The sequence below is a fragment of the Wolbachia endosymbiont of Tuta absoluta genome, assembly GCF_059414725.1.
Map to the genome: position 1 here is coordinate 1 of NZ_JBNRJY010000491.1, position 20,811 is coordinate 20,811.

Annotated in this window: 16 protein-coding genes; 10 read left to right on the top strand and 6 right to left on the bottom strand. The window is 34.4% G+C overall.

Annotation, left to right across the window (positions count from 1 at the left end; genetic code table 11):
* Window positions 1–411, top strand: a 411-nt coding sequence (locus ACJ5GX_RS05355; RefSeq protein ID WP_495292781.1) for an NADH-quinone oxidoreductase subunit D-related protein, incomplete at its 5' end; no start/stop codon positions are given.
* Window positions 412–429: 18 nt separating this feature from the next.
* Here ACJ5GX_RS05355 and recJ read toward each other — a convergent pair.
* Window positions 430–2,169, bottom strand: a complete 1,740-nt coding sequence (gene recJ / locus ACJ5GX_RS05360) for a single-stranded-DNA-specific exonuclease RecJ (protein WP_052264813.1) — start codon at window positions 2,167–2,169, stop codon at window positions 430–432.
* A 665-nt stretch (window positions 2,170–2,834) separates the two neighbouring features.
* On the opposite strand from recJ, the gene miaB reads away from it, so the two are divergent.
* Window positions 2,835–4,157, top strand: a complete 1,323-nt coding sequence (gene miaB, locus ACJ5GX_RS05365) for a tRNA (N6-isopentenyl adenosine(37)-C2)-methylthiotransferase MiaB (protein WP_052264814.1) — start codon at window positions 2,835–2,837, stop codon at window positions 4,155–4,157.
* A 64-nt stretch (window positions 4,158–4,221) separates the two neighbouring features.
* On the opposite strand, the gene ACJ5GX_RS05370 is transcribed toward miaB, so the two are convergent.
* On the bottom strand, window positions 4,222–4,455 hold the full coding sequence (locus ACJ5GX_RS05370; protein WP_010402600.1) for a hypothetical protein: 234 nt from the start codon (window positions 4,453–4,455) through the stop codon (window positions 4,222–4,224).
* A 138-nt stretch (window positions 4,456–4,593) separates the two neighbouring features.
* Between ACJ5GX_RS05370 and ileS the strand changes: the two genes are divergently transcribed.
* Both ileS and ACJ5GX_RS05380 read left to right on the top strand, forming a co-directional pair.
* Window positions 4,594–7,764 carry an isoleucine--tRNA ligase gene (gene ileS / locus ACJ5GX_RS05375; RefSeq protein WP_052264815.1) on the top strand — a complete coding sequence of 1,057 codons (3,171 nt, stop codon included), beginning with the start codon at window positions 4,594–4,596 and terminating at the stop codon, window positions 7,762–7,764.
* 44 nt (window positions 7,765–7,808) lie between these two features.
* Entirely contained in the window at window positions 7,809–10,595 is a 2,787-nt protein-coding gene (locus ACJ5GX_RS05380) for a hypothetical protein (RefSeq protein ID WP_230608988.1), read from the top strand.
* On the opposite strand, the gene pheT is transcribed toward ACJ5GX_RS05380, so the two are convergent.
* Window positions 10,592–12,931: a phenylalanine--tRNA ligase subunit beta gene (pheT, locus tag ACJ5GX_RS05385; protein ID WP_052264921.1), complete on the bottom strand. Its 2,340-nt coding sequence runs from the start codon at window positions 12,929–12,931 to the stop codon at window positions 10,592–10,594. The genes ACJ5GX_RS05380 and pheT overlap by 4 nt on opposite strands.
* 112 nt (window positions 12,932–13,043) lie before the next feature.
* A complete protein-coding gene (locus ACJ5GX_RS05390; RefSeq protein WP_010402566.1) occupies window positions 13,044–13,313 on the bottom strand; it encodes a hypothetical protein in 270 nt (89 codons plus the stop codon).
* Window positions 13,314–13,550: 237 nt separating this feature from the next.
* Between ACJ5GX_RS05390 and ACJ5GX_RS05395 the strand changes: the two genes are divergently transcribed.
* Genes ACJ5GX_RS05395 through ACJ5GX_RS05420 form a run of 6 tightly spaced genes read left to right on the top strand, consistent with a single transcriptional unit; the run spans window position 13,551 to window position 18,096 of the window.
* Window positions 13,551–14,276, top strand: a complete 726-nt coding sequence (locus ACJ5GX_RS05395) for a F0F1 ATP synthase subunit A (protein WP_495292782.1) — start codon at window positions 13,551–13,553, stop codon at window positions 14,274–14,276.
* A 59-nt stretch (window positions 14,277–14,335) separates the two neighbouring features.
* On the top strand, window positions 14,336–14,563 hold the full coding sequence (locus tag ACJ5GX_RS05400; RefSeq protein ID WP_006014985.1) for a F0F1 ATP synthase subunit C: 228 nt from the start codon (window positions 14,336–14,338) through the stop codon (window positions 14,561–14,563).
* A 3-nt stretch (window positions 14,564–14,566) separates the two neighbouring features.
* A complete protein-coding gene (locus ACJ5GX_RS05405) occupies window positions 14,567–15,046 on the top strand; it encodes a F0F1 ATP synthase subunit B family protein (RefSeq protein ID WP_007302046.1) in 480 nt (159 codons plus the stop codon).
* A gap of 7 nt (window positions 15,047–15,053) precedes the next feature.
* The gene (locus ACJ5GX_RS05410; RefSeq protein ID WP_052264897.1) at window positions 15,054–15,530 is read left to right on the top strand and encodes a F0F1 ATP synthase subunit B; all 477 of its coding nucleotides are present in this window, start codon (window positions 15,054–15,056) and stop codon (window positions 15,528–15,530) included.
* A 5-nt stretch (window positions 15,531–15,535) separates the two neighbouring features.
* On the top strand, window positions 15,536–17,125 hold the full coding sequence (locus ACJ5GX_RS05415) for a glycosyltransferase family 2 protein (RefSeq protein WP_052264898.1): 1,590 nt from the start codon (window positions 15,536–15,538) through the stop codon (window positions 17,123–17,125).
* On the top strand, window positions 17,107–18,096 hold the full coding sequence (locus ACJ5GX_RS05420) for a COX15/CtaA family protein (protein WP_052264899.1): 990 nt from the start codon (window positions 17,107–17,109) through the stop codon (window positions 18,094–18,096). The genes ACJ5GX_RS05415 and ACJ5GX_RS05420 overlap by 19 nt, the downstream gene beginning before the upstream one ends.
* Here the strand turns inward: ACJ5GX_RS05420 and ACJ5GX_RS05425 are convergent.
* Window positions 18,079–20,049 (bottom strand): acetyl-CoA carboxylase biotin carboxylase subunit, encoded by a 1,971-nt coding sequence (locus tag ACJ5GX_RS05425; protein ID WP_096097194.1) that lies wholly within the window; start codon window positions 20,047–20,049, stop codon window positions 18,079–18,081. The genes ACJ5GX_RS05420 and ACJ5GX_RS05425 overlap by 18 nt on opposite strands.
* A gap of 61 nt (window positions 20,050–20,110) precedes the next feature.
* Window positions 20,111–20,788 carry a hypothetical protein gene (locus ACJ5GX_RS05430; RefSeq protein WP_017532144.1) on the bottom strand — a complete coding sequence of 226 codons (678 nt, stop codon included), beginning with the start codon at window positions 20,786–20,788 and terminating at the stop codon, window positions 20,111–20,113.
* Window positions 20,789–20,811: the final 23 nt, after the last annotated feature.

Sequence of the window (20,811 nt, forward strand, 5' to 3'; positions counted from 1 at the left end):
GATCGTTATTTAGTAAGAATGGCAGAGATTAGGCAGTCTGTTAGCTTGGTGAAGCAATGCATAGAGAAAATGCCTGAAGGGCCAATAAAAACTGAAGATAGAAAAATTTCTCCACCGCCAAGAGCAGAAATGAAAGAATCCATGGAGGCTATGATTCATCATTTTAAGCTTTATTCAGAAGGATATCATGTGCCAGAAGGTGAGGCTTATGTGGCTGTTGAAGCGCCAAAAGGCGAGTTTGGAGTATATATAGTTTCAGATGGTACCAATAGACCTTATAGATGTCGAATAAGAGCACCTGGCTTTGCGCATTTACAGGCCTTAGATTTCATGGCAAAAGGACACATGCTTGCTGACATTGCAGCAATTATCGGTTCACTCGACATAGTCTTTGGTGAGATTGATAGGTAATTATTGTAAAATAGTAAATCAACTAATGGTCAATACATCCTCTATTAAAAACTGCACAAATTCATTGCCATTCCAGTAATTCATAGAGATTTTACCCAAAATGGCTTTAACATTACCCTGCATAATAGCAGAGCCAAGCTCAGTATTTGCACAGCGAAACGCAATAGCTTTGACCATAACATTATCGTCAGCAATAAAACATTTTATATGGTCAACTCCTATAACTTCCGGCTTTCTTATCTTTGCTCCTTGAATGATGAATCTCGGTTCAGGATTGCCAGCTCCAAATGGCTCTAAGCGCTGCAGTTGATTCCAAAGGGATAAGTTTATTGCTTTAGCTGTTACTATACCATCAGCTTTTATGATTTTGTCATTTGTAGAGTTTGCAAATCTTTCAGTAAAGAAATCATGTAGATCACTTATTTTATCTTCCTTAATCGAAAATCCTGCTGCCATACTGTGACCACCACCTTCAATGATTAGGTTGGTAAATTTTGCAGAAAGAACCGCAGCACCAATATCTACCCCAGAAATTGATCTGCAGCTTGCTTTTCCTATTCCATTGTTTAAAGATATCACTATCGTTGGTAAGTGAAACTGCTCTTTTAGTCTTGATGCAATGATACCAATTATTCCCTGGTGCCAATTACCACTTACCATTATAAAATTTACACCTAAGTGGGCAAAATTTTCCGCTTGTGTTGTGGCTTCCAAAATAGCCTCATTTTCTAGCATTTTTCTTGCATTATTCAAATCTATTAGTTTTAGCGCGATTGAATGTGCATCATCATCATCATCGGTGGAAAGCAACCTTGCACCGAGCGATGCTTCTCCAATTCTTCCTCCGGCATTTATACATGGCCCAATACTAAACCCTAATCGTGAAACACTTGGTTTTTCAAGGATTCCCAAAGCGTCAAACAAAACACGTAAGCCAACATTTTTTCTTGCTGACATAACTTTTAATCCTTGTAAAACAAAAGCCCTATTTAGGCCTGTAATCTGCATAACATCGCAAACAGTTCCAAGAGCAACCAAATCCAGTAGATCAAATAAATCTGGTTCTTTTTTGTTGGTAAAAAATCCTTGCTCACGTAGGATTCTGTTAAGAGCAACAATTAGCAGAAATGACACTCCAACTGCTGCTAAGTTATTATAAGGAGAGCTCTCATCAAGGCGGTTGGGATTAACAACTGCTACAGCACTTGGTAATTTTTCTGTTCCAAGGTGATGGTCGACAACTATAATATCAAGTCCAAAGACTTTTGCATCTTCTATTGGTTGATATGCAAGCGTACCGCAATCAACAGAAATACATAAATCAATACCATTCTTTTTAAGTTGTAATAAAGCATCTGTGTTCAATCCATAGCCCTCATCAACACGATCTGGAATATAGATTATAGAGTGTGTCCCAATCGCTCTTAGGTACCTATTAATCAATGCTGATGACGTTGCACCATCAACATCGTAATCACCAAATATTGCAATATTCTCATTATTGTTTATTGCTTTTACTATGTGAGAAACAGCTTTATCCATATCAAGGAGGTGAAAGGGATCTGGTAATAGCGATCTGATTAGTGGGTGTAAGAAGTCATGTGCATTTTCTATGTTAACACCACGAGCAACTAATATTCTTGCTAATATTTCTGGCAACTCAAATCTCTGTATAAGAGTAAAAATCTCCCTTTGATCTGCTTCTTGTAACTTCCACAGTGCATTTGTTATGCTGCATTTTTCAATATCAAGTAGCATATTTTTTGTAAATAAAACTACTTTACCAGAACTTTTACGTTTGTTCTATAATTGTGTTAGACTTCTGTATAACCTAAAGAAAGATATAGGAGAGTGTCACTCGAAAGGAATCACATTTATTTTGACAAAGAGCATCTGTAAAATCTGATACTTCTTCTTGCATAACATGCTCTTTAATTAGTATTATATCTATATTAGAATATGAGTGTGAATATTATATTAGTGTAATTACTTTTTGGTATACATAACAAATTTATGCCTGGAAACAGTTTTTGGTTACTCAAACCTTTTCTACCTTTATTTCATATTCTTTAAAGTATTTTTTGCACTTTCTTTATAAAAACCATAGGTACCAATCGGTTTTTAGCTTAAGAATAAAGGTTAAGTATCTGGAATTCTGGACATAAAATCCTCCTGAAAAATTAGAAAGAAAATGCAGCGCATATACAACAGAATTTGAACACGTGCTGAAGAAGATACACTACGTTTTTTTTGAAAAATTGACTGAAAAGTCTGCAGACTGAGATAGATTTTTGAGCTCTTAAAATACCCCTACTGTCAGAGTAAGGAAAGCGAGAAGGTTTGTCAAGCAATCTTTATTGGCTGTTGTACTAGAATTCAGTTTTTCGTATAATTTGCTAGAATTTGTGTGAAGAATTTTAAATATGAAAGGCCTATATATTAAAACTTACGGCTGTCAGATGAACGTTTATGACTCCATTTTAATGGAGAATATAGTTAAGCCTTTAGGGTTCAACGTTGTTAGTGATGCAGAACAAGCTGATTTGGTGATATTAAATACTTGTCATATTAGAGAAAAGGCAGCAGAAAAGCTTTACTCAGAGCTTGGAAGAATCCATTCATCACAAAAAAATAAGGAAATGACCATAGTGGTGGCTGGATGTGTAGCGCAAGCAGAGGGAGAAGAAGTGTTCAGAAGGGCTCCTTTTGTTGATATTGTTGTTGGTCCGCAGAGTATCGCTGTTTTACCGGAGCTGATAGTCAAAGCAAGCAGAAGTAAAGGTCATGTAATAAATACTGATTTTCCAGAAGTTGCGAAGTTTGATAAATTGCCAGATGAATGCTATGGCAATAGCCAGGGGTCTTCTGCGTTTCTTGCCATACAAGAAGGTTGTGATAAATTTTGTACGTTTTGTGTGGTACCATATACACGCGGGGCTGAGTATTCACGACCAGTAAATGAAATATTCCGTGAAACATTGAAGTTAGTTGCAAATGGGGCAAGGGAAATCAATTTGCTCGGTCAAAATGTTAATGCTTATCATGGAGAGTGCGAAGGAGAGGTGTGGGATTTAGGAAAATTAATTAGTCACATTGCTAAAATTGAAAAGCTAGAAAGAATCCGCTACACAACTTCTCATCCAAGAGATATGCACGAATCTCTCTACTTGGTACATGCGGAGGAATCAAAACTCATGCCGTTTGTTCACCTACCTGTGCAGTCAGGTTCGAATAAAATATTGCATGCAATGAACAGGAAACACACTGCAGAGGAGTATTTGGAAATAATAGACAGATTGCGCAAATTGAAACCTGAAATCGAATTTTCTTCTGATTTTATTGTTGGGTTTCCTGGAGAAACTGAAAAAGATTTTGAAGAAACTATGAAGTTAGTAGAAAAAGTAAAGTACGCTCAGGCTTATAGTTTTAAATATAGCCCAAGGCCAGGAACGCCAGGGGCGGAAAGAAAAGATCAAGTACCAGAAGAGGTTAAAACAGAGCGTCTTCTTCGTTTACAGGAATTAATTAGCAAGCAACAACTTGAATTTAATCAGAGTATGATAGGAAAAACTATTCCTGTTCTATTCAGTGATAAAAAAGGTAAACACCAAAATCAAATTATTGGTAAAAGCCCATACATGCAATCAGTATGCGTTGATGATCCTGACGACAAATACAAAGATAAAATAGTAAATGTAAGGATATTGGAAGCTCGGCAAAATAGTTTGTTGGGATGCGCTGCCTAATTAGAGAAAAGTGCTCCTATGCTCTCATGTAGAAGCACTTTGTGTGTTTTTATAAGTTTATAAGCTATCTAGATTTAATCCTTAAGGGACTACAACTCTCTGTTACGCAATCATATGAGACTTGATATAATAGATTTGCGGGATTTTTTTTCTTTTCCCACTGATAGTGTACTTTTTCAACCTTTCCAGAATTATTATATTCATAAGAAAGCGATCTCCAAATAACGCTGCTTTTACTATTATTTTTGTTAGCATCGTGAAATTTCTGATAAGGCCAACTGTTATTGTCTTTATTCATCTTTAACTTAAGTAAATAAGTCTGATTTATTAATATGCTGTATAATAATGTCAATACCTATCAATGTTTATAGAAACAGAGTTTTTGGATTTGTAATTTTCCAGAAAGCTCTATATTCTTTGATTTTATCCAGTTAAAATGAATATGAAGTATTATCCTGATACAAGCAGCAGTCCTGATTTTTCATTGCTAGAAAAGGAAATCATAAAATTTTGGCAGGAAAATAAAATTTTTGAGCAGTCAGTCGAGAAACGTTCCAAGGATCATTGTTTTGTATTTTATGATGGGCCTCCGTTTGCAAATGGACTTCCGCATTACGGACACTTGCTTACTGGTTTTATAAAAGATGCATTTGCAAGATATCAAACTATGCTGCAAAAAAGGGTTGAACGCAGATTTGGTTGGGATTGCCATGGGCTACCGGCTGAGATGGGCGCGGAAAAGGAACTTAGAATATCTGGTAGAACTGAGATAGAGAAATTTGGCATTGAAAAATTTAATAATAATTGCCGTACTTCTGTGATGAAATTTTCATCAGAATGGGAGAAGTATGTAAATAGACAAGCAAGATGGGTAGATTTTCACAATGACTATAAGACTATGGATAAGTCATTCATGGAGTCGGTCATGTGGGCATTTAAGCAGCTTTATGATAAAGGTCTGGTGTATGAATCAATACGCGTTGTTCCCTATAGCTGGGCGTGTGAAACTCCACTCTCTAATTTTGAAACAAGGCTTGATAATGCATATAGAGAAAAAATTAGCAAAGCTGTAACTGTTGCTTTTGAACTTTTAGAAAATCCAAAGCAATTTAAACAAAAATGTAGATTACTTGCTTGGACTACAACGCCTTGGACGTTGCCGAGCAATCTTGCACTGGCAGTAGGGGAGGATATTGAGTATTGTATGGTGTTAGTAAATGGTGAAGTCTGCATCTTTGCTGAAAGTTATTTAGAGAAATTTGTCAGCCACTGTGAACAAAGCAATATTCAATATGAAAACTGTAATACAAAACTTAAAGCGAGTGATCTTGCAGGTCTTTCCTATAAACCACTGTTTGATTACTTTAAAGATACAAAGAATGCGTTCCGTGTTTTCATTGCTGATTATGTTACAGGAGAAGATGGTACTGGTGTTGTGCACACTGCTCCTGGATTTGGTGAAGAAGATTTTTACCTTTGCCAAAGCCATGATATTCGAGCTGTTTGTCCAGTTGATAACGCTGGAAAATTTACTACTGAAGTTTCAGATTTGGCAGGAGTTCATGTTTTTGATGCCAATGATACAGTAATCAAGAAATTAAAAAGGCAGGGGAGCTGGTTTAAAACTGAGCAATATATTCACAATTATCCACACTGCTGGAGAACTGACACTCCTTTAATCTACCGCACTATGCCTTCTTGGTATGTTGCTGTGACAAAGTTTAAGGGAAGAATGACAGAGCTAAATAAGAGAGTTAATTGGATGCCGAATCATATTAGAGATGGTCAATTTGGAAAATGGCTTGAAGGAGCGCACGACTGGTCTATTTCACGCAATCGATTTTGGGGTACGCCAATTCCTGTGTGGAAATCAGATGATGCAAAATATCCAAGAGTGGATGTGTATGGCTCAATAGCAGAACTAGAGCGAGATTTTAATGTTAAAATAGATGACTTGCACAGACCATTTATCGATACTTTGATAAGACCAAATCCTGATGATCCAACAGGAAAATCAGTTATGCGTCGTGTGCCTGATGTGTTTGATTGTTGGTTTGAGTCTGGCTCGATGCCGTTCGCGCAAGTTCACTATCCGTTTGAAAATAAAGAATGGTTCGAGAAAAATTTCCCTGCGGATTTTATCACTGAATATATAGCACAAACAAGAGGATGGTTCTATACGCTTTTTGTGCTTTCCACTGCTTTATTTGATAGTGAGCCATTTAAGAATTGCATATGCCACGGTGTGGTTCTTGATGTGAAAGGTCAGAAATTATCCAAGCGTTTAAATAATTATGCAGATCCAATGGAGGTTTTTGACAAATGTGGTTCTGATGCGCTGCGTTTTCTTATGCTATCTGGTTCCATTGTTTGCGGTGGTAATTTACTACTCGACAAAGAAGGAAAATCGATACGAGATATTCTGAAGGACGTAATAAAACCTATTTGGAATAGTTATCACTTTTTTACCATGTATGCAAATGCAGATGGAATTAGAGCTGAGGTTTGTAAAGATTATCAGAGTACCATTGATCGCTACATGATTTCCAAATGTTTTGAAGCTGTGGAAAGTATACAAGCTTCTATGAACAACTATAATTCCCAAGAGGCTTGTAAAACCCTGATGAATTTCTTTGAAGTGTTAAATAATTGGTATATTCGTCGTAGTCGTGAGCGTTTTTGGAAAAATGATTTAGATCAAGACAAAACTGATGCTTATAATGTTCTATACACAGTTTTTTATTACATACTACGGGCTGCAGCTCCTTTGTTGCCACTCATAACAGAGACTATATGGCAAGGGCTTGAGTACAAAGAAACATCTGTTCATTTGGCTGATTTTCCACAATCAGATAGATATGACAGTGAACTCATTGCCAAGATGGATTTGGTAAGAGAGATATGTAACTCTGCATTATCCATCAGAAATACGTTTAACATGCGCATCAGGCAGCCACTTGGCAGTATGACCATTTATCATAGGTCTTCCTGCGATTTCCTTGAAAATGAATATCAAGAGATAATAAGAGATGAGGTGAATGTAAAAGAACTAGAAATAGTAAGTGAGTTGAAAGAAGTTGCGTCACTAGAGCTAAAACTAAATTTTCCGCTACTTGGTAAGAAGATTCCAGATAAAATCAAGAAACTAGTTCAATATGTCAAAGAAGAAAAGTGGAAGCAAATTGAGAATGAGCAAATATTTCTGGGGGATGAAACAGAGAACTATACTATAGAAAAAGGTGAATATGAACTATTGTTAAAAGCAAACAGTGAATATTCTTCTGTATTTGATGACAATAAAGGGGTTGTTATTCTGAGCACTGAGCTCAATGACGAACTAATTCTAGAAGGACTCGCAAGAGATGTTGTGAGGCTTATTCAAGAAACTAGAAAGCAGGCTGATTTCCATATATCAGATAGAATCAGAGTAATAATCAAAGCAGAAGATGAGAAAGTTAAAGAGGCAATAAACAGGTGGGATGAGTATATAAAAGAGCAGACCCTTGCCTTATCTTTGGACACTAATAAAGAGATCGAGGCCGATTTCTATTCTAAGGAATACCAAGGTTTGACAGTTGGTATTAAGTTAATAAAGTTGCAAAGTTAGTAATGTTTATGCTATACTTAAATTACCTTAAGTAGGGTGGTGATATGAATCAAGTTGTTGCAGATGGTCATAGAGAAGTTATTGATTTAAATAACAACAGTGATGGTTCAGGTAAAGTAGAATCTATTTCCAATGTTGCTTTGGAAGAGGAAGAAGAGTTTTTTGATGCTATGGAAGATGTTTCTAATGTAGAAGAAGGGAATGATTTAGGTCTTGCTAATTCAGAAGAGGAAGAAGAGTTTTTTGATGCTGTAAGTAAGCAGGATTGGTTAATTAAACAAATAGCTGCTTTTAATGTTCCGCTCAGTATATTCCATTATAAGGATTATGACTCTGACTTTTTTACCTCTTGGTATAATATGTCAAGCGAAATATTGAAAGAGATAAACAGAGCTTGCCCAGAGAAGAAAGTATTAAATTTAGCTCTGTCAGTTTTAATGCTTCCTTATATTGCTTTTACTGCAATGGGGTTAGTCATATATAGTAGATTTAAAGCAGACAGCAAGACACAAGAAGGTGTAGTGGAAGATAAGATAAAAAAGAGTGAAACAGGTGTGCCAAAAAGATTGGCATATGGCGTTCTTGCTGCAATAGCAATTTTTGTTAATGTGGCTGTGCTAACAGCCTTAGTTATTCCTGCAACAGTTGCTTTGGCTACTTTTTATCTTTTAAATAGAGAGTTAGTCCATTCTTTAGTTACTGTTCTTAAAATAAGTACGGGGCAGTATTCTAATAAGCACCACAATATTGAGGTATCTTTTCATGAAACAGAAGTTCCTGAGCCAAGCATTGAATATGATATGGAAATAAAGTTTCCACCGCAATTTAAACAATTACTTAGAGATTTATGCGATAATGAAAATAATCAGTGGTTTAGTGTAACGCCGGATTCAGAGCGCAATATCGTACTGAAATTGTCAACTAACATCAATTTAAAAAATGGTCTTAAGCCCTTACATAGTGAAATCAAGAATGTGCTTGCAACTTCGATTCAAGAATGCGCAAGAACTATGGAAGAGCTGGTGAATCTAGAAAAGAAAGATATTACACATGATAAACTGAAGGAATTATTGAGTAAATTCAGGCTGAAAGTGGTGAGTAGCATAGATTCTAAGTTGACAACTCACTTAATAGAAAATGCTTATCAAGTTGCTTTTATACAAGCAATTAAGTTTCAGCAAAATAGACGGGGAAAAGATTTTTCACTGGAGGATGAGCTAAAAAATACTTTAGTGAAACAGAAATTAGAAAGTCAAGGTAAGGAATTACCAAATGAGAAAGAAGTGATAATCAAAGATTTGAAAGAACTAAAAATAAAGGAGTTACTTAATTTGACTGATGAAGATGATCGGCTAGAGTCCCTTATGAAAGTAGATGATATAAGTGATGATGCACTTCCTGTATTTAAAGCAAAATGGAAACAGCTTATAAAAGAAGGGAAAATAGCTGAAAGGACAATAATTAATACTTATGAAGATATGTACCCTAAAGAAACAAAGAAAGCTCTAGATAACACTAAAAGAGAGATTGAGTGTTTAAAAAAAGAAGGACAGGAAAGATATATTAGGATACATGCAAAAAAGAATAGCTTAGCGGAGGATAATTTAAAAAGAAGATTAGAAGGTCTTTTTAAGTTCGAGTATGATAATCAAGAGGTTAAGCAAAGGCTAGTAAAATCAGTAATGAGAAAAGCCAAAGATAAGTTAAGCCGATTAGGTATATTAAGCCTGATAGAGGAGCAGTTTGTAAATTTAGAAAACAAGATAAAAGCTTCTTTAAGTGAAGAAGCTTTAGATGAAGTGAATGACTTTGTAGAAAAGGTGTATTTAGAAATAACGAAATGTAAAATGCTAAATTTATTTAGAGGTCAAGCAAAGGGTATAGAGAATTCATGTAAGTTATTAGAAAGGGAGGCACCAGATCTAGTAGAAAAGATTAATTCACATCGAGTGAGAATTGAAAAATACTTAAAAAGACCTGAAAAACCTATGCTATTGAGAAAAATAATAGAAGGGAGTAAGGATTTAAATAAGTACTTAAAAGATGAGCAAGAGAGAAGAGGAGAAAAGCATCCAAATACAAAGCTAGTACAGAAGCACTTAGAAAATAACAAAGAAATTCTAAAAACATTAGAACAGTTGAAATTGGAAGAAAAAGGATTATTGATAAATGAAAAAACAATAAATGATTATAGAGAAGAACTAGAATCTCGTGAAAAAATAAAATTTGCAATAATAGAAGATGATTTACTGAAGGAGTTCGAGCATGAAACTTTTAACGAAGAAGCAATTAAGAAGTTACTAGAGAGAGCAGAACTTGAGTACTATTTGGCAGAAAAGTGCATAAAAAGTCCTGTGATTAAGACAAAAGACAATATCAAACATTTTTGTCAAGATTTATTGTCTCCTTTAATAAATAGGTTGGTGGAAAATATAGTAAATAATGTACCAAAAAGTGATAAGAGTTCATGGCTGCAGCCTATAAAAGCTATTAGGACAGGCTTGGGATATATTCAAACAGGTCTTGCCGTTGCAATGCGTGGGGATAAGAGCACAGAAGGAAAAGCGTTGAGTGTGGCACATGATACTCATAAGGAAGTAGAAACATTTCTTCAACATTTTCAATCAAGTTATGAGGAAGTAGGAGTTTTTTTGGGTAATTTATTTTCTGATGATGGAACGACATTTAAAAATGATGTATGGCCTAAAGTAGAAGAGCATTTGCATGGAATGTGGGATAGGTTTTTCAAGGATATTGAATTCAAGATAGGAAATAAATTGGATGAAGTAAACGTGACACAGCAAAATCAGGAAACGGCGATTACGGCTTAATGATGAGCTCTCAAAGTTCCTTCAGTATTTTCACACACTAAGTTGACTATCATATTTGATTCTTTTTGGATTTCCTCTTCAGTTAAAGTGTGAGTTGGAGAGCAGAAAGTAACTGAAAATGCTATAGACATCTTATTCGATTCTATATTGTTTCCATGATATACATCAAATATCAAAACTTCTGTGATGAGCTCTGAGCTTTTTTTCACCATATTGATTATACTGCCTGCTGCTACATCTTTATTTACAATAAATGCAAAGTCGCGTTTTACACTTTGATATTTATAATCGATAAATTTTTTTCTACTTATAGGTAAATTTTCGATATTTTCTAATATCAACTCAAAGCCTACAATTTTTTGTTTGATGTTAAAAAAATCCAATATACTCGGATGCAATTCTCCAAAATAACCAACTATTTTACTTCTAAAAGATAAGGAGCCTGATTTTCCTGGGTGATAATATTCTTTTTCTGCTCTCTCTATTGCTAAATTATCACAATTGACATTAAAAAGTTCCAAAGCTGTTATGAGGTCAGCCTTTGCGTCAAAAATATCTATTTTCCTATCAGTGTTATAGTGGTTTTTCGGCGAATTATTTCCTGATCTAATTCCACTTAAAACGTACTTAGACTGAGCCTCACCATTATAAATTGGTCCAATTTCAAAAATTGCGAGATCAGATATCCCGTGAGCAATATTATCTGCAGTGACTTGCAACAAATTTGGTATGACACTTGGCCTCATTATATTGAAGTTATTATTAAATGGATTATCGATAATGAATAACTTATTCAAGTAACCAAACTTTTCAGCTGTTGATTCACTCATAAAAGACCAAGTTATCACTTCATGAAACCCTCTGCTTGTCATTAAAATGCGCAAATCATCTTGTGTCTCTTCTTCTACTGTAACGTCTTCTGCTAGTTGCTCTTCCTTTATTTTATCATAGCCGTATATTCTTACTACCTCTTCAACTAAGTCAGCAGGTATGGTTACGTCCGGTCTCCAGCTTGGTACTTGTATATTCCAATTACCTTCGGTTTTTTTATCGATACTAAACCCTAGCTTTGTTAAAATATCGAATACCTCATTAGGTGATGCAGATACACTTCCAAGTTTGTTTGCATTCTGATAATCAAAATTTATCTTGGTATAAGCCTTATTCAAATTGCCAGCAGACACTATGCTTGACACTTCTCCGCCACATAAATCCAAAATCATTTTGGCTGCAAGATTGAGTCCATCAAGGGTAAATTCAGGGTCAATTGAACGTGCAAATCTGTAACTTGAGTCTGTGGAGATGCCTAGCTGCCTTGAAGATTTAGTGATGGAGATGGGGTCAAACCAAGCAGACTCTAAAAAGATATCAGTAGTTTCAAGTGTACATTCGCTATACTTGCTGCCCATAATTCCAGCAATTCCATGAACATTTTTATCATCAGAAATAACGCTTATGTCTTTGTTTAATAAGTACTCTTTATCATTTAAACCAATAAATTTTTCTTCGTCATTTGCTTTGCGTACTATGAGCTCTCCTTCTATTTTTTTTGCATCATACGCGTGCATCGGGCGCCCGAAAGATATCATAATGTAATTAGTAATATCAACTATTGCAGAAATGGAGCGCATTCCTATCGATTCCAATTTATCTTTTAGCCATTTTGGACTCTCTTTATTTTTTACATTAGTGATATATACTCCACTAATAAAACTCTCCCCATCGATGACTTTGACGTTTATTAGTGAGTTCATAGAAGCGGTAAGTTGTGGAATGATTAAAGTCTTTAACGTTCCAATTCCAGTTGCTGCTAGATCACGTGCTATTCCATAAACACCTAAGCAATCTCCACGGTTTGGAGTGATGTTTATGTCAATTACAGGATCGCAATTGAAAAATTTATCTCCTGTTTTATAATCATCAGAAAGCTCGATTATTCCTTCACTTTCATCTTGAGTCAGCGAAAGCTCAGAGGCAGAGCAGAGCATCCCTTCACTTAGCACTCCTCTTATTTTTGTAGGCTTAATTGTAAAGTTGCTTTCTGGCAATGTGCTACCAAGAGATGCAAGTACAGTCTTCATGCCTTCTTTAACATTTTTTGCTCCGCAGACTATCTGCAGAACTTTACTTCCATCATTTACTTTACATAATTTTAATTTATCAGCATTTGGATGAGGTGCGACTTCTAATACTTCTGCAACAACAAACCCGGCCAATCTGGAATTGTCGATCACATTCTCTACTTCCAACCCTATGTGAGTTAATTTATCAATAATTTCCTCTAAACTAGCATTGGTTTCTAAGTACTCTAATAACCAAGATAATGTGAACTTCATTTATTTAACAGAAAATAAAAAAGTTATTGTAATGTAAAATATAATGATTTTAAAGCTTGTTGTAGTGAGTAGCTTCTCTAATTGTAAAAAACGAAGGAGAAGCCTACTTTTTCTACAAAGAAAGAATTTTCTTTATATCACCTTTGCAGTCCATTTCCATGCAGAGTTGAATGTTCATATTGTGATCATCTATATGGAAATTATAAATGTAAGCATCACCAGTGAAATTTCCTATAACATCATGGCTTTCATTTAGCATTTCACCTGCCATGTGGAAAAGACCAGTGTCTGAGTTAGAAGAATAATCTGTAAACTTGATGTACCCGTTACCACATTCCTGTTCTAAATTTAAAGGTGGATTAGTAAAATCTATTTCGTTCATAATTGCCTCATATTAAAATTAAATTATAGTTAAAATAAGATGTTAAGTCAAGATGTTAAGTAACTTAATAAGATTAGTGAATTTTTAAATAGAACGCTGGCTATAATTAGCATTCTAATCACATACTTTGTTGATATATTTATGCCATAATGGCATGGATCTTCTATCTTAATTCTTGACTTTACCCTATAAAATCTATATTTTACTTACTATTATAGTTTAAGTATATAAATCAAGATGGCGTTAAATCCGCTAGAACAATTTAAAGTATATACAATAATAGAACTACCAAAATTATTTGGGTATGACATAAACATTACCAACTCATCTCTTTTTATGATGATCTCGGTGGTATTAATGGTACTGTTTTTGCTCCTTGGAATAAGAAAAGGTGCAGTAATACCAGGATATTTGCAAGCTGCAGTTGAATATGTATATGATTTTGTTGTTTCAATAATAGAAAGTAACACTGGAAGCAAAGGTTTGGAGCACATTCCTTTGATATTTACAGTATTTATTTTCATTTTATCGTGTAATTTAGTTGGTGTTCTTCCTTATAGTTTCACAGTTACAAGTCATGTGATAGTTACCTTCGCTTTATCAATGGTGGTTTTTACTTATATAACGATTGTTGGGTTTAAAGAAAGAGGAGTAGAATTTTTACGCATATTGCTACCAAAAGGAACTCCTTCGTGGCTTGCACCTATAATCATCATTATTAAATTATTTGCTTATTTAGTAAGACCGATTAGTTTATCAATAAGGCTTGCAGCAAATATGATTGCGGGTCATACAATCATCAAAGTGATAGCAGGATTCGTCATAAATATGAACATATTTTTTACACCTGCACCTTTTTTGTTTATAATTGCACTAATAGGATTTGAAGTATTTGTTGCAGTTTTGCAAGCTTATATATTTACTATATTAACATGTGTATATTTGTCAGATGCAGTAAAGTAATTGACTTCCTTGCAGAATATTTTACAATTATATTATAAAGAAATAGTTAAAGGTAATATATGGATTTAGTGGCTTTAAAATTTATAGCAATTGGTTTGGCTGTATTTGGAATGCTCGGTGCTGGTTTAGGTATAGCTAATATCTTCTCTGCTATGTTAAATGGGATTGCGAGAAATCCTGAGTCAGAAGGTAAAATGAAAAGTTACGTTTATATTGGTGCTGCCATGGTTGAAATCATGGGGTTGCTTGCGTTTGTACTTGCAATGTTATTAATATTTGCTGCTTAACAGATGCCACAGCTTGATGTTTCAACTTTCTCTTCTCAAATTTTTTGGTTTTTAATTTTTTTCTCTTCACTTTTTTTTGTAGTGAGTTGTTTGTTTTTACCGAAGTTAGATGAAATAATAAGCACTAGAAGTAAAGAAGTGTTAGATTCATTTAATAGTTCTATTCACCTTTTAAGACTTACAGAAGAGCAAATTGCCAAGTATAATGCAGCTTTAAATCAAGCTAGAGTACGGGCAAAAAAAATCATAGATGATGCATTTGCTCAAGTAGAAGAAATGAGAGCGAATGTTAAGGATATATTGGAAGAGGAAGACAAGAAGATGATTAAACTTGTTGAAGAAAAGGTAGTACAATTTAAATCTAAGTATATTAGTGAATTAAAACAAATGGCTACTAGTATTGCTTTGATTTACTATACTAAGTTAACTAATTCTGAGATTGAAGAGGAATTTGTTGCTGACTTGGTGTCAAAAGAATTTTAGGGTTTTTATGTCTACATTACTAGTTATAAGCCTTGCTTTTTTAGTAGGTTTTATCCTCTCATATAAATTGCTAAGGAAGGTAATAAAAAACGCGCTTAACAATAAACGTAACAAAAGCAAGTTTTCAAGTGAAGAAACTGAAAAATTCAGAAAAGATATGTTGGAGTATTACAAAAAATCTTCTGAAAAATACAAAAAATTAGATGCAGAAGTTAACAAAATGATGAATGAAGCACTTGATAAGGCTAATAGTATTATTAAGCATAATAGACAGCAACTCGATCAAACGTTAGATGAAAATGCCCATTCTAATTTGAAGAAAGTTACTGACCAAGTTGAAAAAGCTCTTGGGGATTTACAAGCTAACACAGCGAGTATAGCTGCTGATGCTGTAAAAAAAATAATGCATGAACGTAAAGATGATAAGCGTAGTAGTGAGGTTATATCTTCGTTTTCACGTGACTTGAGCAAAAAGTTGCATTAAGTTTAATGCCTGTACTTCAAACTGATAATGTAGAAAAAATTAAATTTGATTCTAGTTTATGCAAAGAACAAGAGAAACTTTTCTACTATAGGTTTAATATAATTCCTTGGCAAAAATTAAATGATACTACTTTTTTTATGGTTGAAGACATAAGCCAAGATATCAACCTTTGGGTCGAATCTCATTACGGTATTGAATATGTATTGATAAAAGTAGATAGCAAACAGATTTTAAATCTTCTTAACTCACACTTTGGTATTTCAGAATTCGCAAGTAACTACTTATATTATAAGAATCCTAATTTTTCAGCTAAAAGCATTAGGCTCAGTTCAATCTTTTTTTCCTCTTTCTTTGTTATGATTTCGACTTTAACACTGACAAAAAAATATGCATATTTTGCTTTGGTGTTGATATTTATAATCGGATGTTCTAGTTCTTTATTCAAATTTGTAACTAAAATTTTTGGCTTGCGTAAAATTTCTAACCAAAAAGCAGATTATGATAAGATGAATGAACCTATATATACTATTTTATTGCCTGCTTTTAAAGAGAATGCGGTTATAAAGCAATTGATTAAGAGCATTGAAAGTTTGGATTATCCAAAATCAAAATTAGATGTAAAGCTTGTGATAGAGAGCGATGATCAAGAAATGTTGGCAGCTATAGAAAAATGCACTTTACCACAGTATTTTGAAGTAATAAAAGTGCCTCATTCTCTGCCTAGAACAAAAGCTAAGTCATGCAATTATGCTATGAGCTTTGCTAGAGGAAAGTATGTGGTAATATATGATGCAGATGACAAGCCAGATCCGTTGCAGTTAAAAAAAGCACTAATTGAATTTAATAAGGGCGACGAAAAGTTGGCTTGTGTACAGGCGAAATTAAATTACTATAACTTTGGTTGCAATTTTCTTACAAAATTCTTTTCTCTCGAGTATATGAACTGGTTTCAATATTTTTTGCCTGGATTTCAAAAAATGAACATGCCAATACCTTTGGGTGGTAGCAGTAACCATTTTTCAGTGGAAATTTTAAAGAAAGTGCTTTTTTGGGATGCTTACAATGTCACTGAAGACGCTGACCTTGGTTTGAGACTTGCGCAAATGGGATATAAAACCAGGATTATTGATTCAGAAACATTGGAAGAATCACCAACTACTGTGTTTGCTTGGATCAAACAAAGAGCACGCTGGATTAAAGGTTATATGCAAACTTATATCGTTCATTTAAAAAATATAAAATTACTTTTTAAGCACACTGGGCTTAAGGGAGTTTTGCTATTAAACCTTTTTGTTGGTTCCTCAGCTTTTATATTTTTCACGACTCCTTTTTTGTTACTTTCATTGGTGCTGACTCAAATTTTGAATGAATTATTCTTATATTATTTTATAATAGTATACGGTATTAACTTGATTTTTTTGATAATAGCTATCAGACAACAAAAAATGCCTTTTTATTTTTATATAGTATCAATATTTTTTCCCGTCTATAGTCTACTACATAGCGTTGCAGCTTTTCTCGCTTTGTGGGAATTTGTTATTCACCCTCAGCAATGGAATAAAACTCAGCATGGATTATGGAAGCAAAACCTGTAGCTATTTGGCTTTTTCTCTGCTCTCTCATGGTGATTTGCATGGTGGGAATTGGTGGATTTACCAGACTTTCAAAAGCAGGATTGTCAATCACGGAATGGAAACCAATTACCGGAACATTGCCACCGCTGAGTGAACAAGACTGGCTAAAAGAAAAATCAAAATATGAAGCTACACCTGAATATAAAGCATTTAATTATGGTATGAGTATGGAAGAGTTTCGCACCATATACTTAATAGAATATGTGCACAGGTTAATTGCAAGGCTGACAGGTTTAGTTTTTATTTTACCGTTTATATACTTTACACTAAAAAAAAGAATACCTAAAAATGCAGTAATAAGGTTATCTACAGCACTATTATTTGGAATTTTACAAGCTTTTGCTGGTTGGTATATGGTAAAAAGCGGTTTGGTAGTCAATCCTCATGTTAGTCACTATAAGCTCGCACTTCACTTACTGCTTGCGTTGGTTATCTTTGCATTATTGTCATATCAATTTTTTGATTACCAAATCAAACCAAGGCAAACTAAACTTAAGGTTAGTACATGTTACATATGGATAATTTTAATCCTAGTGACAGTACAAATAATCTTCGGTGCATTTGTTGCAGGGCTAAATGCTGGTTTAATTTACAATACCTTTCCACTGATGGATGGACAAATTGTTCCGGAAGATTTATTTTACTTACAGCCTGCTTGGCTAAATATCTTTGAAAATAGAGTAACAGTGCAATTCATACACCGGGCATTGGCATTGCTGATATTAGTTCTGACAGCAATACTCACAATAAAAAATGCCAGTGTAAAACCAGTATATATTATGCTACTCTCCGTCATCATTCAGGTAATTTTAGGAGTAGTAACTTTGTTGCTGCATATACCAATGGCCATTGCTATAGCCCATCAAATGTTTTCGTTTATCTTATTCGGGTCAAGTTTATACTGCTTATGTTATTTAAGAAACCAGATCTAATACCAAATCACCAGCATGTATATTTTTTCCTTCTTTAACAGGGATATTTTTTATCACCATTTCTGATTCAGCACATATTATATTTTCCATTTTCATTGCCTCTACAACAAATAGAGGTTGTCCTACCTCTACCTGATCTCCAGCATTGACGTGTAATTTAACCAATAAACCGGATATTGGAGATTTTACAGCGTCTACTGAAATCCCTTCTGTTTTGTTGTTTAGCATTAATTTGCTTAGTTCAGCTACATGAGGTTTCAATACACAACATTTAGCTTTCATACCTGCGTGTCTTATAAAGTATTTGCTGCCTTGCCTTTCTATTTTAAGTGCTATATTGGTATCATCATTAATTGTGATATATAGTAATCTGTAACTTGATTTCCACTTACCCACCACGGAGTATTTATTGTGGTTATATACTGTTGTTAATGTGTTATCTTGATACTTTGCATTTACGGAGTACTCATTGTCATCTATTTTCACTATGAATGCTTCGTCTGTTGACTTACTGTAATACTTTCCCTCATTTTCTAAGTGAACATACAGTGCAGTAAAGATAAATATTTTAATATATTCTTCTGTAATAAGATCGCCTTGAAACCCACCAGGATAATGATTTGGAATGAATCTTGTGTGGAGCTTTGCTGCAATAAAATTTGGATTATGGAAGATGGATTCTAGAAATTCTATATTATTTGTTACTCCTTCTATATAACATTTAGACAATGCTTTTTGCATTCTGCTGATTGCTTCTATTCTATCTTTTCCATAGGTTATAATTTTTGCAATCATTGAGTCGTAGAACATGCTGATTTCTGAACCGCTAGCTACTCCATCATCTATTCTTACATCATCTGGTTTGTCGTAATATTTGATTCTTCCGCTGGAAGGAAAAAATCTCTTTGATGGATCTTCAGCGCAAATTCTGCTTTCTATTGCAGAGCCAATAAGTTTAATATCATTCTGACCAAATCTTAATTTTTCTCCGCAAGAAATTCTGATCATCTCTTCCACTATATCTATTCCAGTGACAAATTCTGTTACTGGATGCTCAACTTGTAATCTCGTATTTACCTCAAGAAAATAGAAGTTTTGGTTCTTATCTACAACAAACTCGACAGTACCTGCTGAAAAATAATCAACTTGCTTTGCCAAAGAAACACATTGAGCATACATTTTTTGTCTTACTTCTTCACTAATAAATGGGCTTGGTGTTTCTTCTATTATTTTCTGGTTATTCCTCTGTACCGAGCACTCTCTCTCCCCAAGACACACTATATTGCCGTATTTATCTGCTATGATTTGTATTTCAATGTGTCTTGGCAGCTCTATATATTTCTCTATAAAAATACTGCCATCTTTAAAACTTTTCTCTGCTTCATTTGTTGCTGATGTAAATGCTAGTTCAATTTCTTTTTTGGAATATACAATTCGCATTCCTTTGCCACCACCACCTGATGCAGCTTTGAGCATAACGGGAAAACCAATCTCTTCAGCAACGATGGCTGCGTGGGCAGCATCTTCGATCTTACCCATATATCCTGGCACTACATTTACTCCAGCTTTTCTTGCCTCTTCTTTTGCCGTTATTTTATTGGCTGTAACTTCTATTGTTTCTGCACTTGGACCAATGAAATCTATGTTATGTTTTTCCAGAGCACGGGGAAAATCTGGATTTTCTGCTAAAAACCCATAGCCAGGATGAACCGCCTCGGCACCTGTTTCAACTGCTACTTCGCATATTTTTTCGATATTTAAGTAACTAAGATAAGCAGGCGAAGGGCCAATGTGCCTTGACTCATCTGCTTGCTTTACATGCACAGAATTTGCATCTGCATCTGAGTACACAGACACACAAGATATGCCCATCTTGTGCGCAGTTTTGATTATTCTGCAGGCAATCTCCCCTCTGTTCGCTACTAAAATCTTACTATACTTCTTTCTTATCATCTTATAAGTATACTTTCTTAAGTTAAGAAAGTAAATTTCTATATTACTACCTGCAAATACTTCACACTGGGGCTAAACCACTATCTAAAAGTTGCATAACATCAGGATCTGTCACTATAGTACTTTCGTTATAGAGGCCATATACTTCATTACATGCCTTAAATAACAGATATGAAGATCCTCCAGAAGCTATTGTTGCTATTGAAGCCAATGCAAGAGATTGAGAAGCCGAAAATAGAAGATACAAAGATACACACATAGCGGTAGCACACACTATAGCTCCTACTATATATAAGCATATATGAAACTTCTTATTACATATAAAGCCACATTTTATATCTGCAATTTGCTTAACTTCTTTCCGCTCTGCAGGGTCCAAGAAATAAAGGGGTGATACTGCCTTCTTCCCTTCATCCTTAATATAGCTTTTATCGAGGAGTGCTTCCTTAATATATTTCTTGTTATTCTTAAATTCCTTTTCTAATCTTTTTACTTTTTCCCAATCTTTAGCTTCTTTTGCTTTCTTGACTTTGCTCTCAGTATCTTTTTCTAAATACTTTATGATCCCCTGTAACGCAGATAATAGAAACCCTTTACTTGCTGCTATATGAAATGGGTTTCCATTTTCATCAATTCTATGCTTAGCTACACAAGCAACTCTTTTCCTGCAAGCTTCAATAAATTTATTTTCATCCTCTTCTTTTACAACTCCTCTTGCAATTTCAAATAAATTATCCATATATACACCTCACTGCATTCACT

Bases quoted from the DNA above. Each gene is read 5' to 3' on its own strand.
- recJ (WP_052264813.1), bottom strand. From the start codon at position 2,169: ATGCTACTTGATATTGAAAAATGCAGCATAACAAATGCACTGTGGAAG.
- miaB (WP_052264814.1), top strand. From the start codon at position 2,835: ATGAAAGGCCTATATATTAAAACTTACGGCTGTCAGATGAACGTTTAT.
- ACJ5GX_RS05415 (WP_052264898.1), top strand. From the start codon at position 15,536: ATGCCTGTACTTCAAACTGATAATGTAGAAAAAATTAAATTTGATTCT.
- ACJ5GX_RS05425 (WP_096097194.1), bottom strand. From the start codon at position 20,049: ATGATAAGAAAGAAGTATAGTAAGATTTTAGTAGCGAACAGAGGGGAG.
- ACJ5GX_RS05410 (WP_052264897.1), top strand. From the start codon at position 15,054: ATGTCTACATTACTAGTTATAAGCCTTGCTTTTTTAGTAGGTTTTATC.
- pheT (WP_052264921.1), bottom strand. From the start codon at position 12,931: ATGAAGTTCACATTATCTTGGTTATTAGAGTACTTAGAAACCAATGCT.
- ACJ5GX_RS05395 (WP_495292782.1), top strand. From the start codon at position 13,551: ATGGCGTTAAATCCGCTAGAACAATTTAAAGTATATACAATAATAGAA.
- ACJ5GX_RS05400 (WP_006014985.1), top strand. From the start codon at position 14,336: ATGGATTTAGTGGCTTTAAAATTTATAGCAATTGGTTTGGCTGTATTT.
- ACJ5GX_RS05420 (WP_052264899.1), top strand. From the start codon at position 17,107: ATGGAAGCAAAACCTGTAGCTATTTGGCTTTTTCTCTGCTCTCTCATG.
- ACJ5GX_RS05405 (WP_007302046.1), top strand. From the start codon at position 14,567: ATGCCACAGCTTGATGTTTCAACTTTCTCTTCTCAAATTTTTTGGTTT.
- ACJ5GX_RS05430 (WP_017532144.1), bottom strand. From the start codon at position 20,788: ATGGATAATTTATTTGAAATTGCAAGAGGAGTTGTAAAAGAAGAGGAT.
- ACJ5GX_RS05390 (WP_010402566.1), bottom strand. From the start codon at position 13,313: ATGAACGAAATAGATTTTACTAATCCACCTTTAAATTTAGAACAGGAA.
- ACJ5GX_RS05370 (WP_010402600.1), bottom strand. From the start codon at position 4,455: ATGAATAAAGACAATAACAGTTGGCCTTATCAGAAATTTCACGATGCT.
- ileS (WP_052264815.1), top strand. From the start codon at position 4,594: ATGAATATGAAGTATTATCCTGATACAAGCAGCAGTCCTGATTTTTCA.
- ACJ5GX_RS05380 (WP_230608988.1), top strand. From the start codon at position 7,809: ATGAATCAAGTTGTTGCAGATGGTCATAGAGAAGTTATTGATTTAAAT.